Source organism: Streptomyces sp. NPDC047043 (assembly GCF_040644055.1).
In the GTDB taxonomy this organism is placed as follows: domain Bacteria; phylum Actinomycetota; class Actinomycetes; order Streptomycetales; family Streptomycetaceae; genus Streptomyces.
In genome coordinates this window covers 191666-208380 of the sequence record NZ_JBEYVO010000013.1, presented here as the reverse complement: position 1 = coordinate 208380, position 16715 = coordinate 191666, and the positions used below count along the sequence as shown (strand labels likewise).

The window sequence follows — 16715 nt, the reverse complement described above, 5'->3', positions numbered from 1 at the left end:
GGGAGGGGTGGACGCCATGCAGCCGCTCGGAGTCGACGAGCCCACGGTCGTGGGGCCCTACCGGCTGCTCGGCCGGCTGGGCTCCGGCGGGATGGGCCGCGTCTACCTGGGCCGCAGCGCGGGCGGTCGTACGGTCGCGGTCAAGATCGTGCACCCGCACTTCGCCCTCGACGAGGAGTTCCGCGCCCGCTTCCGCCGCGAGGTCGAGGCGGCCCGCAGGGTCGGCGGCGCATGGACGGCCCCGGTGCTCGACGCCGACCCGGAAGCGGCCGTTCCATGGGTCGCCACGGCCTATGCGGCGGGCCCGTCGCTGGCGGGCGCGGTGGCGGACGGAGGTCCGCTGCCTCCTCATTCGGTACGAGTGCTGGGCGCGGGCCTGGCCGAGGCGCTGACGGCGGTGCACGAACTGGGCCTGGTGCACCGGGACGTGAAGCCGTCGAACGTCCTGCTGACCCTCGACGGCCCCCTGCTGATCGACTTCGGCATCGCACGGGCCACGGACGGCACGGCCTCCCTCACCTCCACCGGCGTCTCGATCGGCTCACCCGGCTACATGTCCCCCGAGCAGATCCTCGGCAAGGGCGCCACGGGCGCGGCCGACGTCTTCTCGCTGGGCGCGGTACTGGCGTACGCGGCGACCGGGGAGCCGCCGTTCCCGGGTGACTCGTCCGCGGCCCTCCTCTACAAGGTCGTCCACGAGCAGCCCGAACTCGGCTCGCTGGAGGGCGAGTTGCGGGAGGTGGTGGAGGCGTGCCTGGCCAAGGACCCGAGCGCCCGGCCCGCTCCCGGGGAGGTGGCCCGGCGGTTGGCTCCCGAGGGAGCGGCGCGGCTGGTGACGGGCGGATGGCTGCCCGGGACGCTGGTGGAGCGGGTGAGCCGTAGTGCCGTACAACTGCTGAATCTGGAAGTGGCCCAGGGCGAGTCGGCGTCGGGGCCGGTGGGGTTCAGCAGTCCCTCGGTCGGGGACGCGGTGACGGCCGGCGGCGAAGGGGCCGGGCAGTCGACGGTGGGGGAGTTCGGCCCGGCTCCGGTGATGGTCCCGCCCGCGCCGACGGTGGCGCCCTCGGTGCCGGAGCCGCGGGACGCGCCGCCTGCCGAGCAGCGGCCGGGCAGGCTGTCGGTCTCCGTGGCGGCGACCTCCGAGCAGGGCACCGGCGGTCGCGGCCGCCGCCTGAGCTGCACGGTGGCACTCGCGGTCGCGGGCGCGCTTGCGGCGGTGACGGTCGGCTCGGTCTTCGTGTTCGACCTGCTGCCGGGCGGGGGCGGCGACGACTCGGCGAGCAGCGACCAGGGGGCGTATTCGCCTGCGCCCAGCGCGACTTCGAGTGCCGCGGGTACGACACGCCCGTCGACGGGTACGACGCCGAGCGCCTCGTCCGGTACGACACCGGGCGACACGGCCAGCGAGGTTCCCGGCCCCTCGCCCGCCGTCCCCGCCGCCTACCTCGGCACCTGGGAGGGTCAGGCCCTCGCCCTCGACGGCACCCTCCCGGTGGGTACCTTCCGGCTGACCGTCCACCAGGCGGGCGTGGGCGAGGAGTTGGGCAGCCTCCGGCAGACGGACCAGCTCGGCGGCGTCTGCAACGACGTACTGACCGTGAAGACGGTGACGAAGCAGCAGATCGTCGCGACGTCGGTGGGCGCGAAGTCCAACCACGCGGGGTGCAACCCGGCGGCGCACACGGTGCGGTTGTCGCAGGTGGGGGACGACCTGAAGTACGTGTCGGACAGCGAGGCGGAGGGGAATCCTACGGCTCGGATGTCGAAGGTGAACTAGGGGACTCGGACCCGTACTTGACGAGCAGGGTGATCAGGAGGGCGGCGACGGTGAGGGTGGCGAGCAGGCCGACGGCCCACAGGTACGGGTACTCCTCGTGCACCCAGCAGGGTCCGCCCCGGCTGAGGCACTCGCCGTGCCAGTTCCGGCGCCGCTTGGGCCGCCAGGTCGCACCGATCACGCCCGCGATCAGATAGCCGGCGGCCAGTCCGGGAAGGGCCCCGCAGGCCCAGGCCAGCGAACGGGCTTTGCTCTTCTTCCAGTTCATGCGTGTCAGAGGCGCCACGAAGGCCGCGATGACCACCGGTACGAGCGCGCCGACGGTGGCGGCGAAGGCGTAGGCGCCGCCCGGCCAGGCAAGGGCGAACCGGCCCCAGATGTCATGCCCCCAGAACTGGTCGATGAAGATCAACGGAGCGAGGAGGACGAGGAAAACGGGGATCACCAGACACCCGAAGACCCAGCCTCCGCGCTCCTTAGGCGTCTCCGACCGAGGCCGACCGGGCCGATGCCGGTACTGCAGCGCCGCACCCGCCGCCTGCTTCCGCCTCGGCTTCGCCGATCCCCCGCCCATGCCCCGCCACTCTCACTCGCACCGTTGACACCGTTGATCACTACTGTGTCTGCGATAGCGAACACCATCACGCCAAGTGGATGCAACGGGGGAGCCTCACGATGGACGCGCTGCAGCCGGACGACCCGCGGGAGTTGGGCAGCTACCGCAGGCTCGGACGGGCTCGGCACGGGTGGCATGGGGCGCGTCTACCTCGCCCGCTCGCCCGGTCGCCCGGTGGCCGCACCGTCGCCGAAGGTATGGCTGCAGAAGCGCGACTGGGGCACCGACGAGTACGACGTGCAGGGAGCCGTCTCCGGCAAGCACCTCGTCTACACCGACTCCAAGCACAACCTCACCGTGCGCGACACCGCCACGGGAGAGCAGCTGTGGACCAAGAAGATCGGCGACGACCGGAGTTGGCGACCCACGGTCGCGAACGGGCTGGTCTTCCTGCCGGGCGGTCGACGTCAGGACCGGCAAACGGATCTGGCTCTGCGACCGGAGCCGCAGGGGAGTGGTCACGTTCCTGCGGGCCGGGACGACGTTGTACGGGGCGGGCAGCGCCCTGGCCGGCGGTGTCGCCGCCATCGATGCCAGAACCGGCAAGGTCCGCTGGACCTGGACCGACGACAGGGGCAGAAGCGGCGACTGGCAGATCGCCCTCTCCGGCAGCCGGTTGACGGTGACCAACAGGCCGGACATCTACGCGATGCCGGCGGTGTGGGACGAACACACCACCAGGGACGACGAAGAGGGCCGCGGATCGGTGCGATCCGCGGCCCTCGTGCTGTGCCCGCCCGGGTCACATCGGCGTCGTGACCGTCACATGCTCCCCGGTGCCCAGGTGCAGCATGCCCTTGCCCGGTGTGATCTGGCCGCCGACCATGCTGCGGTTCGTGCGGATGCCGATCAGTTCGCCCGCGGAGCTGTCCTGCGGCGACAGCAGGATGCCGCGCCGGGCCTTCTTCATCTCGACCTGCCAGCCGGAGAAGCCGTCGCAGATCTCCTCCTCGTCACCTGCGATGACGACGGCCAGGCCCTCCTCGGCGCCGCGCTCGACGATGCGCTTGAAGACGTCCTCGGCGTCGCAGTCGTCGTGCACCTCCGCGTCGTCGACCAGGACGACGACGGGCTGCGCGGGACTGGCCGAACCGATGAGCTCCTCCAGCTCGTCCTCGTCGATGTCACGGCCAGTGAAGACCTTCAACACCCCCTCCTGGCCATCGAGTTCCCGCAACGGGGACGGGCGCGGTGCCGCGAGGACCAGCCGTACCCCCTGCGTGAGGTAGGAGCGCGCGATGTTCAGCAGCACCGTGCTGCGCCCGGACTTGGCGGGTCCGCCGACCACGAACGCCGGGATGCCCTGGGCGAGGTCCGGACCGAACGCGGTGAGCTCGTCGCCGCCGACGCCCACCAGGGCCCACAGCGGGGAGGAGCTCACCGCCGGGTCGCGCATCGCCCAGGCGTCGGCGAAGGAGATCCGGCTCGGCAGGACGTCGACACGGAAGGGGCGGTTGGCGCGCGGCACACCCGCGTCCCGCGCGGCCGCGGCGTCACCGATCGCGACGAGCGCGGCGGCCTGGCCCTGACCGGTGGTGTCCTCGGCCAGCAGCGCGAACTGGGTCTCGGTGGCCGTCTCGCTGGCGAACCCGCGCCCGGGCGGGATCTCCTCGGGGATCTTGCGGGCGTTGATGTCCAGCATCGAGAAGTCACCGCGGTCCGCCAGGCGCAGACCGTACTTGTCCTCGGTGAGGGAGGAGATCCGGCCCGTCAGCAGCTGACGGTCACCCGTGATCACCATGTGGATGCCGACGCTCGCACCCTCACGCATCATCGCCATCAACTGGTCGGTGAGATCACCGTGGTTGTACTCGCCGAGCGTGGGCAGCCAGCCCTCCCACCGGTCGAGCAGCACCACGATGTGCGGCAGCCGTTCGTCCTCGGCGGCGGAGGCCCGCTGCTCCCCGATGTCGGCGTAGCCCTTCTCGGCCAACAGCTCCTGACGGCGGGTGAGTTCGCCGGTCAGCCGGTTGAAGAGGCGGACGACCCGCTCGAGTTGGTTACGGCCGACGACCGCGCCGGTGTGCGGCAGCCGGGTCAGCGCGTTCAGGGCGCCGTTGCCGCAGTCGATGCCGTACAGATGGACGTCGGCGCACGACAGCGTGCGGGCCAGCGAGCCTGCGACGGTCCGCAGGATCTGGGAGCGTCCGCTGCGCGGCGCGCCGGCGACGAGCAGGTGCCCGAAGTTCTCGAAGTCGACGACCACGGGGCGGCGGGCCTGGTCGGCCGGCAGGTCCTCGATGCCGTACGGGGCCGCCGGCAGCGCCCCCGTACTGTGCACCGCCGGGATGTCGTCCAGCAGCAGCATCTCGTCCAGGGCGGGCAGCCAGGGGGAGTGCTGGGCCGGGATGCCCAGCGCCTGGTTGGCCTCTCGTACGGCGTCCACCAGCACCTTGAGGTCGGTGATCTCGTCGTCCTCGCGCGCCTCGGTCTTCGGCTTGGTGAGCGCGGCCCGCCCCAGGTCCTGCCAGGACAGCGGCCCGGCCCACGGTGCGAGCGTCGCCGGATCGGCGGCGCCCGGACGGCGGCCACCGACACGGCCGGACTGGAAGGGGACGAGGGAGGCGTGGCCGAGACGGACGTACGCCCGACCCGGAGTGCTCTTCGCGATGTGCCCGGCGTCGGGCGCGTCGATGACGTCCGTCGACTCGCCGGCGTCCGTCACGCGGAGCGCGATACGGAGGTTGGTGTTGGCGCGGATCTCGGGAGAGACGACACCGGACGGCCGCTGGGTGGCGAGCAGAAGATGGATGCCGAGGGACCGACCACGCTGGGCGATGTTCACAAGTCCCGTGACGAAGTCGGGCAGATCACGGACCATCGACGCGAACTCGTCGATGACGATGAGGAGTCGGGGAACCGGCGCATGGCTCGGATCCCTCTTCACCAGGTCCTGGTAGTCCTCGATGTCCTTGGCGTCGGCGGCGGCGAGAATGTGCTCGCGCCGCTTCAGCTCGGCACCCAGCGACTCCAGGGCACGCTCGACGAGGTGCGCGTCGAGGTCGGTGACCATACCGACGGTGTGCGGGAGTTTGACGCAGTCCTTGAAGGCGGAGCCACCCTTGTAGTCGACGAGGACGAACGTCATGTTCTCGGGCGTGTTGGCGACCGCGAGGGCCGCCACGATCGTCTGCAGCAGCTCCGACTTACCCGAACCCGTCGTACCGGCGATGAGACCGTGCGGACCGTCGCGCCGGATGTCGATGCCGAACGGGCCGTCGTACGACTCACCGATGACCGCCATCGTCGACTGCCCGCCCATGCGCCAGCGCGCGGCGATCGCGTCGCGCGACGGCGGCTCCAGCTGCAGCACGTCGAGCAGACGGCTGGCGGAGGGCAGCGCGGAGTCCTCGGTCTCGCCGCTGATGTCACGCAGCGGCGACAGCGACCGGGCCAGCCGTGCGCACCAGGCGCTGGAGACGAAGTCGGGCCGTACACCGGTCCTGCGGCGGGCACCGGTCTGCTCGACCCGCAGCCGCAGTTCGAGGACCTGCTCGGTGTGCTGTCCGTCCTGCCGGTCGCTCTGGTGCCAGGCCTGGAAGGAGGGGAAGCCACCGGCGGAGGCCTGGGGCACGCTCATGGGCGAGGCGGCGACGGTGTCGTCGCGGCGCAGTGGTTCGGCGACGACGAAGGCCTGGCACTCACCGGGCAGGAACCGCTCCTCCTCGTCCAGGCAGATCGCGTAGATGGCGACGGCCGGACCCTCACGGAGCAGCCGTACGACACCCGGCATCGACCGCAGCCGTCGCGACCCGTCCCATACGACGACGATGTCGGGGTCGGAGAAGGCGGGACCGTCGACGCTGCGTCCGCCCTCCTTGAGGGCCTTCTGCCGCGCGTCGAGCAGCTGGGTCAGCTCACCGACCCGCGCACCCACGGTCTCGGAGTCCGTCCCGATCAGGACGTTGACGTCCTGACCACTCGCCGGGCGGGCGTGCGGCAGCCAGCGCACCCAGTCCCAGCGCGGGTGCGCCTCGTTCTCGGTGAGCACGTAGAACTGCACGTCCATCGGGCTGTGCAGCACCGCGGTCTGGGCGACGGCCCACCGCCCGAGCGCCTGCGCCGAGTCACCGGGCCCGGCGAAACCGACGACCCCGAGGTCCCTCAGCGGCAGCGTGACGGGCGAGTCCTCGATCTTCCAGGTGACCTGCCGCTTGTGGTCGTCCTGTTCGGGGTCGTCGAGGACGACCTCGGACGGCACCCGGCCCGTGCCCACCCGCAACAGCAGATGGTCGGCGTCGGTGCGCCGCCGTTCCCACAGCCGGGTACGGGGTCCGGTGCCGAAGGCCAGGACGGAGCCGGGGTCGGGAACGGTGCTGCGCCGCTCGAGCCGCTCCAGGCGCAGGGCGTCCTGGGCGTCCTTGTCGATCCGCTCCTTGTGCTCCTTGTACTCCTTGACCTGCTTCGCGTGTGACTTGCGCCCGGTCTTCTTGTCCATCATGTAGTTGCCGAACATCATGAGCGGGCTCATGAGGGCCATGATCAGGTAGTACCACCTGCCGAAGATCATGACCGAGACCACGGCACCGACCAGCGGCATCAGCGCCATCAGCCAGGGCAACGGCCGTGCTTCGTACTCCTTGGGCGGCGAAGGCAGCCGGAAGTGCGTCGTACGGTCGGCCGGGCGCAGCCGCGGGGGCCGGTTGTAGTCGAGCCCGGCGCCGTCCTCCGACCACTTCAGGGCCGCGTTCGGCGGGCTGTACCCGTCGATCTCCAACAGGGTGTTGCCGAGGGAGAGTTGGGAGCCGAGGGGCCAGGAGCCGCCCTCGAAGTCCTCACCGTCGAGCCGGGGGAAGTCGTCGTTGCCGCCCTCCCCCTTCTCGTCCTTCTTCTCCCCGTCCTTCTTCTCCCTGTCCTTCTTCTCGACGCCGTGGAGGGTGACGTCACAGGCGCCGTCGATGGCGATGGACAAGGTGGCGGCACGCTGGGCGAGTTCGGGGTCGTCGATGCGGATGTGTGCGGCCGGGCCGCTGCCGATGTCGTACCGTCCGACACCCAGCCGGTGCACGGCACCTGCCGCAGGACCGCCGGCCACCCGGAACTCGACGACGCCGGTCGGCTCGCCGAGCAGGCAGCCCGCCGGATCGTGCAGGCTGACCACGACGCCGTCGCGCAGGGCCGACCCCACGATGTTCGCGCCGGGGTCGAGCGGGTAGCCGTCGACGAAGGCCTGCGGCACTCCGCCGGGGTTGTGGTGCCCGCCGATGGGGATGATCTGCGCACCACCGTCGAGACCGACATGCCGCGCCAACTCCCGGGTGATGTCGCCGACCGACGACTCGGGATCGGCGTCGAGCACCACGTCGGCGCTGGCACCGACCATGGGGTCGACGACGGTCAGACTCAGGCGCACGTTCGTCCTCCTCGCTGGGCTGAGGCCGCCCCCGGAACGCTGAACACAGTGGAAGTGACCTTAGCCGCCGCATCTTTCCCCTGCGCAACGGGATGCAACGGGATGCACACTGCTTTCACAGTCGGGTATGTGCACTGGTTCACGGTTCCGTTGCCGGGCGTCCCTGTCATCCCACCAGCCCCACCCGTAAGATCTTTGCTCATGCGGACGGCCGGCAGGTGACCGCGCAGCCCGCAACAGGCAAGCCACGGGGGAAGGCCCTGCGGCGACCGCAACGGGAGGGAGAGCCGTCATGGCCAAAGACACAGACCTTACTTATTCCGAGATGGAGAAGAAGGCGCAGGAGCTCATCAAGGACATGGGCGACATGGAAGACATGCTCAAGAGCGTCGAAAAGCGTGTCGAAGAACTCGTCCAGAACGGGTTCGTCACCCAGAAGGCCTCCGGCGCCTACGACGACTCCATCAAGGACTTCACCAAGGGCGCGGCCAAGACCGTCAAGGGCCTGGAGGGCCTGTCCAAGTTCCTGACCAACGCCGTGAAGGCGTACCAGGACCTGGACGACCAGCTGGCGAAGAGCGCCAAGGGCTAGTCACCGGGAGGCCGGTCGGTCGGCGATCCGCCCCTGAGGCTCGGCCTCGGGGGCGGACGCCTGTGCTCCGGAGTTGCCTGTTTCCGAGCAGAGACAGGCCGCGGACCGCTGCTACGCCCCACCACCTGCACGCCGGCACCGGAGAGCGCGTCCACGACGGCCCCGGCCTGGTGCGACCGGACCTCGATCGCCTCTCCCGAGCGCAGCAGGAGATCGACCGACGGGGCGAGCCATGCCACACCACTCGGCAGCAGGACGGCACCCTGCACCTCGGCGAGCGGCAGGTCGAGCACGGCTCCGTCCGTCCCGCGAAGCCGCAGAGCCACGGCGCCGACTGCCAGTGCTCCGGTGCGTGTGGGGCCGAGATCCCAGGCGGCGGCGGTCGACGCGATGGCTTGGCCGTCGGGAGCGCCGAGGCCGTAGCGAACCGGGTGCAGGACCGCTCCGGCGGCGAAACCCTGGGCGAGGGCGCCCGCAACGGAGTTGAGCTCGGTCTGCTCGCGACGGTTCATACGTACGACCTTGGGCAGCCCCAACACCAGTACCGCCAGGGCCAACAGCCCTGCCAGGGCAAGCCCGAGGGCACCCTTGGGGCGCGCGACGACGTAGACCAGGGTGACGCTGACGGTGGGGGAGAGAAGAGCGGCGTACAGCAGGGCGGGGTGGATGCGGAGGCCGGAGAGATGGGCCGAGGGGGTGCGTGCGGTGGTGCGCTCCCCGTGCGCGAGCTGCGCCCGGTGCAGCTCCCGCCTGCGAGCCCGGGCACGCATCACCCGCTCACCCTCGGACCAGCTGTACCGCTTCTGGTACTTCCTGACCGCGCTCCAGGCGAAGAGCGCCGCGACGATCAGGCAGGGGAGCAGGGCCAGGACGGTGGGGTCGGAGAGGCCGACGAGGACGGCCACGGCGAGGATGACCGCCATGGCCAGCACTACGGCCGCGTAGAAGAAACGGCCGTGAGGGTACCCCTGGGCGCCGTAGCTCGTGGGGAACTCCGCGTCGTGCCCACGGTCGACAGCGGCCCACTGCTGCAGCAACGCGAAGCGCTCGACCGACCGCTTCCTGAACGCGCGCAGGACGAGCAGTGCCGGGACGGCGAGGAGAGCGAGCAACACGACGCCGAGTACGGCTGCCACGGCAACGTCGGTGGCCTCGCTGGTGTCGGAGCTGGCGGCGTCGACCACCATCACGGGGACCAGGGCGGCGGCGAGGGTGACGGCGCCTGTGCACAGGAGGGAGGCGAGGGCGCGGCCGCGGGAGAGGTCTTCGCGGATCAGGGCGTTGAGGGTGGTGGCCTGGTCGCGGAGCCGGGATGGACGATCAGGCCAACTGTCCGGTGCGCTAGGGGGCTTCGGGAAGCCGACTGGCCGGAGAGATGAAGTGCGGGCGGGAGTTGGCGAGTCAGCTTCGGTGGTGTTCGTCATGTCCGTTCCTGCGTCGCGCCTTGTCCGCGATCCAGGTTGTGCCAACCAGGACAGTGAAGAGCGGGGGCTCCTACGATGCCCGGCCAGAAGGAAGTCATGAGGCTGGGCACCCCAATGGCCCAGCCCATGGCGAGGTCACGTGACAGCAGGGGTGGACGGCGGCTCGGCCTGGGATTGTTGACCAGGATCCACAGAAGGTGGAGCAGACAACCCCCGAGCATGACCCAGTAGATCCCGAACAGGCCCCGTGACCGGAATCGGGGACGATGGCTGCGATTCCGATCAACGGGATGATGGATACCAGCGCTCCGACAATGGTCAATCGCACCCTGAAGTTGACTCCTGTACCCAGCTGCTCCCTGAGGGAATCAGCCATTTCTCCCGTTTCCTTTCCCGGTCGTGTTGGCCCGCACAATAACTCGTTGTCTGGAGAACCAGATCGATGCCGCGAGACTCAACACGCCAATACTCACTCCGGCGACTTGTTGTCGCGGAGCTCCTCGGTCGGGTCCACGAAAGAGACCGTCTGGAGAATTGCCCCCATCAAGTCGATGAATTTGGCCCAGTAATCCACAGCCGCAGTGAAGAGCGTGAAGACTGCTGTGAACGGACCCGTGGGGAACGGGACGTGAACCTGGATCTGTGCAGTGACGAGCTCCGTCGCCTCGCCGCTGGCCGTGACTTCCGGGTTGACGTTGAACTGACGCCAAGTGACACAAGAGACCGCTGGGCCGGCAGGCAGATCGAGCCATTGGACATCGTCGTACGGGTCTTTGGAGAGGGTCGCGAGAATCCCTTGAGCGACGACATCGACATCGACAGTTACTTGGTCCGTGGGGACGGCAGCCAAGGTGAAGGCACATTGGGCAGCGCCCTCGGAGAGGTTGTGCCTTGCCACGTCCCCTTCCGGAGTGAGTTCCTCCTCGGATGTGGAGAACAGGCCCATCGCAGCGTACGAGGCGCCGGTGTCCGCCATGAGTTCGGCTATCGCTGCGAAGTACGGAGCGGCAGGACTCCAGACGGCATCGTCACCACGGGAGTAGAGCTCACGCACGAAGGAATCGGCAAGCCGTGCACGTTCCTCGGGCGTGGCGGCGAGGGGGAGCGCAAAGAATCCTTCGGGGGCGAGGAACCAGATGGGTGGTGGCTCGGTGGGTGGAGGCGCAGGCAGGGAAGGGGACGTCATTGGGGGAGAAGCCGTTCCGGTGTGACGAGAAGTGGGGGTGGTCAGAAGTCCTCGGGAAGATAGTCGCTGATATCGATCTTCTGCCCGGCGGAGTCCATGGTCATAGTTGCCTCCGAGGCCCCAAAAGCAGACGTGTACCTGTCCGGGGGGAGGATATCCACTCGAATGCGACCGGTCGGATTGCGCGAGATGATGGGGGGCACGGATTCTGGCGTCCGGTTCTCGGCGGCAAATTCCAACACGGTTTTTCGCTGTGACGGAGTCAGGGATCCCAGCGGGATCAGATCGCGCGGCGGCACCAGATACTGCGCCACCTTCACGCGCCAGACCGAGCGCAGCCTGCACCACGAGCCGTCTACGAAAGTGACCTTGAAGTCGTTGCCGTCCTTGAAATCCTTTAGCTCGATGCTATCGATGTCGACACGGGGACATTCCCAGAGCATTTCATCATCGATGAGCTCCAGATCCTTCTTGTGGAAGGGAAGGCCGACGACGACCAGCCTGCGGTCGGTGACGATCAGGTGTGTGCGGTAGTGCTTCTCGTTCGAGCGCCCGGGGTCCAATTGCCAGGGGAGGGTGCGGGCAATGGTGCCGACTGCCGCCCACATGACAGGAAAGTCCTCCACCTCGTCGGCCGGCTCGTCCGGGGTGTCGGAACCCGAGTCGTCGGACTGACCACCGCCACTGATGTTGCCCCCTGCGGAGCTGAGGAAGGCCAGGGCGGCTGCGCCCGCAGCCATTGCCGTGGCCTTCAAGGATTTCTGGGCGACTACGCCACCCGTAGAGCGGGCCACGTAGGAAGGACCCTCGGGCCAGCCCGGCAACTCACGCTGAATGTCGTTGCGCTCGGTGTCACGGAACCAGCGCATACCCCTGACACGGGTTGCAGCGCCGGTGGCGAAGGTGACGGGGACACGGGAAAGAAGTGTTTCTCCCGATTCGGGCTGCCAGATGTTCATTGCTGTACGCCCTTCCTCATGTGGCGCCCTCGCTTCTCCGACTAGTCACCGAATACGGCCTGCGCAATAGGCGCGGCAATCTTGGGCATAACCTTCATACCACCGTCGATTCCCCTGCCGAGGCCACTGATTGGATCCACGTTGAACTTCGTGAACGTGTTGATGCCTTTCGACCCCAGCCATTGACCCTCGCGGTAGCCGGCCGTGACAAGGCCTCCCATACGTGACGCCAGGCCGCTCGTAGCGTGGGAGACCTCGTAGACATGGTCGGACATACCGCCGATCTTCACCAGGCCGGCCTTGCCTAGCCCACCGGTCAGCCCCTCCGAAGCTTTGCCCAAGGAGAACAGGATGCGTGACCTGCCAAGGCTGGTGGCCTTGAACCCCGTCCCGAGCAGCTTGGTGGTAGCTGACGCCGCCTCCTCGGCTGCGACGGCGGTCTTGCCTGCGACCTTGACTCCCTTGCCGAACATTCCAATTCCCGGCAACAGCCCAAGTGCGTCGGTACCGATCGTCATCCAGCTCACATCGGCTCCGGCCGCCATGGCAATGCCATGGGCCGCAAGGGCGAGCCCACTGCCGATGAGCGCGGCCGTACCGAAGATGGCCGCGAGGGGCGGGAACGGAAGCGTGACGATGGCCAGCATGCCCAGCACCGCGGTGATGTCGCTGAGAATGTCACCGATCATCTTGATCAGGTCGGCGTGGTCCTTGATCCAGTCACCGGTGGCATCCCAGGCATCCGCGATGCTGTTGCCCAACTTGTCCCAGAACCCGGGCTCGTCGGGCGCGATGTCGCCGGCCTTGTCCAGCTCCTTGCTGATCTTCCCGGCGGCCTGCCGGTACTCCTCCTCCAGCTCGTGGACCTTCTGGATGACGCCGTCCACCGCGCTGGAGGCCTTGGCGAGTTCCTCGCTGCCCTTGCCGTCGGCCTTTCCCTCGGCCTTCGCCTTGTCGTCTAGTTTGTCGCCGGCGGACTTTTCGAGCCTGTCTGCTCGGTCCTGGAAGTCCTGAAGTTCGTTGGCCCAGCGGTGCAGTGCGCGCGACGCCTTGTCGAAGGAGGTGTGGCTCTTGCGGATGAGGGGGGTGACGTCCTTGCCGATGTAGTCGGTGAAGGCGATCGCGGTCTTGCCCTTCCAGGCACCCGCCTCGATCTGGTCCAGTTCCTTGACTGCCGTGCCGAGCTCGCCCGCCAATTTGCCTATCTGCTTGGCGAGTTCCCGCGTTTCCTGCACGCTTCCTGGGGTGGGGTCCCAGCCGATGTGGGGGAAGGCGGGCCGATGCCCTGCCACGTCACTTGTCCTTCTTCTTCGGGGCCTTGAGGGATTCGGCCAGATCCAGGTCGAGCTTGCCGAAGCTCTCCCCGATCTTGTTGATCATCTTTACGGCGCCGTGGGTGTGCTTGCCGAGTTGCTTGATGCCGTAGGCCCAGTCGTCGGCGAAGTCCTGTACGTCCTCGACGAGTTTGCCCTCCCCGACGGCGGAGGCGTCCGTGCCTTTGAGGGTGCGGCGGGTGGTCTCCATGCGATCGCTGATGGAGGAGAAGGTCCTCTTGAGGTCCTGGAAGACCGTGTCTTTGAGACGGAGGTCGCTCATGTCAGTTCCGGTTCTTTCGGGCGGCCGACGGGCTGGGGCTTCGTCGGCCGCCCATCTCTGATCAGCGGTTGACGGCCTGGATCTCCTGGACGGTGACGGCCTGGGTTGCGCCGAACGTGCCGTCGGGCAGGTTGCCGCCCGCGCCACCTGAACCAGTCCAGTGGATCTTCCACGTGATGGTGGCCTTGAGCGGGTAGGTGCCGTCCCCGGAGGAGCGCAGGTATTTCACGCCGCACGGCGGGGTCTGGCCTGCCTTGCCCTTGGCGTACGGCTCGCCGATCCGGCCGTTCTTGATCTCGCAGACGCCGGAGGACGGGTAGGTCACCGCGTCCGACGTACCGGGATCGATCTTCAGGGACACCGGTTCGGCCGTCGTGGTCGCACTGATGCCGAGTACCGGCACGGAGGCGGTGACGGAGACCGGCTTGAAGTCTGCTCCGTCCAGCCAACCCCACGTGGGCAGGTTGACCTTGGTCGCGCCTGCCGGGGCCAGCGTCACCTTGGTGCCCGGGACCCGAACCTCGTTGTAGGCGAGTTCGGCGAGGATCTTCGGAGTGACCGCTTCCGGGATGTCGGCCGGGGGGGCCGTGTTGGTGTCGACCCAGAAGATGGGTTTGGTGCAGTCGAGGGCACCAGGGTCTCCCTCGCGGCCGGGTGTGACATACGAGTCCCACCAATAACCCTTGCCGGTCTTGTCCTTGTTGAAGTCTTTGTAGGGGTGGCCGTTGACGTATCTGTCGCGTTGCTCGGCATCCCACTCGTAACCGGTGGATCCGGCCTCCCAGATCGGCTCCAGGTACGCCTCGAGATCGGCGGGGCTGTACTTGGGCGCGTAGTAACAGGGCGGCGGCGTCCAGGTCGTCGTCGAAGTGACGGGGCCGACCGACTGCCCCGATCCGTTGTTCGAACGGTCGTAGACGATGGCACCTGCCGTCGCGGAGATTCCGCCCTTGCCGTCCGAGTTACCGGAGGTGTCAGTGGGCGGGGCTCCCTGGCCTTCGCCCGGTCCGTATGCCGCCGCTGTACCCGGCAATCCCACACCGCACGCGGCAACGATCACGCTCAGCGCCAGGATGCGCCCCCGACCGGTCACCCGGCGCATGTCTTGGCCCCCCGCTTCGAGACCAGGTTGCTGGTCTGCCACACGCCCTGCTTGTCCTTCTCGAGGCGGGTGTTGTACAGCACGTACGGACTCTCCTTCGAGGGAGTCCTGTCGACCTTGTTCGTCTTGCGGTTCTTGTTGAAACCCTTGCTCTCGTCGGAGCAGTAGACGACGGACGCCGTGCTCTTGCCGGAGAGCGTGACCTTGGGGGCGTAGTAACGCGTCGTGCCCGTGAAGGAAAGGTCTGCCTTTACGTACGCCTGCACCCAGGCCACGGCATCGGTCAGTGCCTTGTCGCGGTAGTAGAACGAGAGGCCGGGTGCGCTGGTGTCGCCTCGCAGAATGGCGTCGTTCGTCGCGTCGATGCGCTGGGCGGTGTCCGCCAGGACCGCGTCCTCGGTCGCGTCGCCCGTCTTCCAGTTCTCGTACTTGTCCGTGACGTCCGACGGCAACTTGATCTGCGGACGGCCGGCCGCGCTGGAAGCCGAAGCACTCGGCGAAGCCGACGTCGGGCTTCCCGTGCCCGCTCCCGCGATCTTGTCGTTGGCTTTGGAGCTGTCGTCCCCGCTCCCGCAAGCCGTCAGCAGTAGGGCTGCGGTCGCGGCGAGCGCGGCGGCAGCGGGCAATGTGCGGCGCTTCACTGTGGACTCCCCGTGAGACTGAAGTTCGTCAAGAGCACAAACGCTATCGGTGGGGTTCTTGGTTTCGCCAGAGCGAACTTCCCTGCGAACGTGAGCAATTACGGACGTAAGGGGTTCTCGGGGGTGTGGGATGTGTCCCTATCGTGCTCAAACTGACGAGGGCCTCAGGCGCGTTCGCGTGACGCGTCCGAGGCCGCCGTAGTCGTGGGGAATTTCGGTTCGCTATTGCGGCGTGCGGCACCTTGGGCAAGCGCACGGCGGGTACGCCGACGCGCGGTACTGGCTCGGCGCGACGGTCGGCCACGATCTCGAGTATGTCCGGCTGGGGCGGGTAACGGGTGGCGCAGTCCGGGCAGGCGTAGATGTTGAAGCCGGGGCCCGTGGCGGCGTGTACCTCGTGAACCAAACCCGGTTCGTCGGTGGTGCGTTGGCAGCGGGCGCACATGCGCACCGCGGGGCGGATCATCGGGCGGCTTCCGCCGGAATCCGTACGCCGGGACGTACGTGGCACCTGCTGACAGTGACGAGGAACCGGAGGCATAGGTCGACCGTCGTGGCGTTGGCGGGTGATGAGTTCTTGGGTATCTGACGTGTCGACATGAGATGGCCGCTGTCATGCAGGGTGGCTCCATTGGCAAGTTGCGCCGGGCTGGAGGACTTGTGGGGGCTTCGTCGCCACATTGGCGCGAAGCAGCTGTTTGCTTGCTGTGAGAGCCCCGAGCTGTGACGGCGTTGGGCCCCTCAGGCAGGTCGAAACTCCGGATTCAGGACGCCGATAAGCTGATCGGCATGGAGACCGAGGCGGCCGGAGGGTCAACTGGGGTGGTGTGTCCGGGCTGCGGCGGTACAGAGGTGCGGGCGGTTGAGCAGGCGCGCTTGGGCAAGGGCGCGATGCGTGATGACCTGTACGGCCGATTGGCGCCCGGGCCGGACAAATCCGGCGACGGTTGGATGCACCTTGCGGAAGGCATGGTGCTGACCGGCCTCGGTGTCGTCCTTGCGTACACGGGTGTCCACCAGGACAAGCCTCTGTACATGGTCGGCGGTGTCCTGCTCGCCCTGGTTTGCTTCGCCGGGACCATCGCTGTCGTCCGCAGTGACGGCCGTGAGAAGGCCGCCGCCGAGGCCGGGGCCCCGCGTGCGGAGCGTCTGTGGCGGCCGGCGCAGTACTGCTACGGCTGTACCTCGGTGTTCTGTCCGGGCGGTACTCCATGGCAGGGGGTGCTCACCCCGGAGCAGTTCAAGAAGCTGGTGTGGACGGAGGCGGGTTACGCCGGCCAGCTCGTGGTGGGGGACAAGGCCAAGGAGGCCGAGATTCCGGCAGATGTGTTGCCCGGGCCGTTGTAGGACGCAGGTCGGCGAGCACGGGCAGGACCCGAGGAGCGCAGCCTACTGTCGCGTACCCCGACGCCGCCGGATCCGATGACGACTGCCAGGAGCAGCCCGTAGCGGCGGGCTTTGCTCGCTCT

The 16715-nt window shown here is 68.2% G+C and carries 12 protein-coding genes; 3 read left to right on the top strand and 9 right to left on the bottom strand.

Annotated elements, in window-relative coordinates; translation table 11 throughout:
• Positions 1–16: 16 nt before the first annotated feature.
• Entirely contained in the window at positions 17–1777 is a 1761-nt protein-coding gene (locus tag ABZ880_RS22115; protein WP_361265485.1) for a protein kinase, read from the top strand.
• Here the strand turns inward: ABZ880_RS22115 and ABZ880_RS22110 are convergent.
• Together ABZ880_RS22110 and ABZ880_RS22105 are read right to left on the bottom strand one after the other, a co-directional pair.
• A complete protein-coding gene (locus ABZ880_RS22110) occupies positions 1749–2222 on the bottom strand; it encodes a hypothetical protein (RefSeq protein ID WP_361265482.1) in 474 nt (157 codons plus the stop codon). The two genes, ABZ880_RS22115 and ABZ880_RS22110, sit on opposite strands and share 29 nt — an antisense overlap.
• Positions 2223–3135: 913 nt before the next feature.
• Entirely contained in the window at positions 3136–7746 is a 4611-nt protein-coding gene (locus ABZ880_RS22105) for an FtsK/SpoIIIE domain-containing protein (RefSeq protein WP_361265479.1), read from the bottom strand.
• A gap of 292 nt (positions 7747–8038) precedes the next feature.
• Here ABZ880_RS22105 and ABZ880_RS22100 point away from each other — a divergent pair, with 292 nt between their 5' ends.
• Positions 8039–8338, top strand: a complete 300-nt coding sequence (locus tag ABZ880_RS22100) for a WXG100 family type VII secretion target (RefSeq protein WP_361265477.1) — start codon at positions 8039–8041, stop codon at positions 8336–8338.
• Here the strand turns inward: ABZ880_RS22100 and ABZ880_RS22095 are convergent.
• From ABZ880_RS22095 to ABZ880_RS22065, 7 genes are all read right to left on the bottom strand, one after another.
• Positions 8335–9762 carry a hypothetical protein gene (locus ABZ880_RS22095; RefSeq protein WP_361265474.1) on the bottom strand — a complete coding sequence of 476 codons (1428 nt, stop codon included), beginning with the start codon at positions 9760–9762 and terminating at the stop codon, positions 8335–8337. The two genes, ABZ880_RS22100 and ABZ880_RS22095, sit on opposite strands and share 4 nt — an antisense overlap.
• Before the next feature lie 469 nt (positions 9763–10231).
• Positions 10232–10816: a hypothetical protein gene (locus ABZ880_RS22090; RefSeq protein WP_361265471.1), complete on the bottom strand. Its 585-nt coding sequence runs from the start codon at positions 10814–10816 to the stop codon at positions 10232–10234.
• 173 nt (positions 10817–10989) lie between these two features.
• Entirely contained in the window at positions 10990–11907 is a 918-nt protein-coding gene (locus ABZ880_RS22085) for a hypothetical protein (RefSeq protein ID WP_361265468.1), read from the bottom strand.
• Between the two features lie 41 nt (positions 11908–11948).
• Complete coding sequence (locus tag ABZ880_RS22080) at positions 11949–13199, bottom strand: WXG100 family type VII secretion target (protein WP_361265466.1); 1251 nt, start codon at positions 13197–13199, stop codon at positions 11949–11951.
• 1 nt (position 13200) lies between these two features.
• Positions 13201–13503, bottom strand: a complete 303-nt coding sequence (locus tag ABZ880_RS22075; RefSeq protein WP_361265463.1) for a hypothetical protein — start codon at positions 13501–13503, stop codon at positions 13201–13203.
• 61 nt (positions 13504–13564) lie between these two features.
• Positions 13565–14605: a hypothetical protein gene (locus ABZ880_RS22070; RefSeq protein WP_361265460.1), complete on the bottom strand. Its 1041-nt coding sequence runs from the start codon at positions 14603–14605 to the stop codon at positions 13565–13567.
• A complete protein-coding gene (locus ABZ880_RS22065) occupies positions 14593–15246 on the bottom strand; it encodes a hypothetical protein (protein ID WP_361265457.1) in 654 nt (217 codons plus the stop codon). The genes ABZ880_RS22070 and ABZ880_RS22065 overlap by 13 nt, the downstream gene beginning before the upstream one ends.
• 789 nt (positions 15247–16035) lie before the next feature.
• On the opposite strand from ABZ880_RS22065, the gene ABZ880_RS22060 reads away from it, so the two are divergent.
• Complete coding sequence (locus tag ABZ880_RS22060) at positions 16036–16593, top strand: hypothetical protein (protein WP_361265454.1); 558 nt, start codon at positions 16036–16038, stop codon at positions 16591–16593.
• Positions 16594–16715 lie beyond the last annotated feature (122 nt).

Coding starts and splice junctions, on each gene's coding strand:
- ABZ880_RS22095 (WP_361265474.1), bottom strand. CDS start 9,762: ATGACGAACACCACCGAAGCTGACTCGCCAACTCCCGCCCGCACTTCA.
- ABZ880_RS22075 (WP_361265463.1), bottom strand. CDS start 13,503: ATGAGCGACCTCCGTCTCAAAGACACGGTCTTCCAGGACCTCAAGAGG.
- ABZ880_RS22100 (WP_361265477.1), top strand. CDS start 8,039: ATGGCCAAAGACACAGACCTTACTTATTCCGAGATGGAGAAGAAGGCG.
- ABZ880_RS22070 (WP_361265460.1), bottom strand. CDS start 14,605: ATGCGCCGGGTGACCGGTCGGGGGCGCATCCTGGCGCTGAGCGTGATC.
- ABZ880_RS22085 (WP_361265468.1), bottom strand. CDS start 11,907: ATGAACATCTGGCAGCCCGAATCGGGAGAAACACTTCTTTCCCGTGTC.
- ABZ880_RS22115 (WP_361265485.1), top strand. CDS start 17: ATGCAGCCGCTCGGAGTCGACGAGCCCACGGTCGTGGGGCCCTACCGG.
- ABZ880_RS22060 (WP_361265454.1), top strand. CDS start 16,036: ATGGAGACCGAGGCGGCCGGAGGGTCAACTGGGGTGGTGTGTCCGGGC.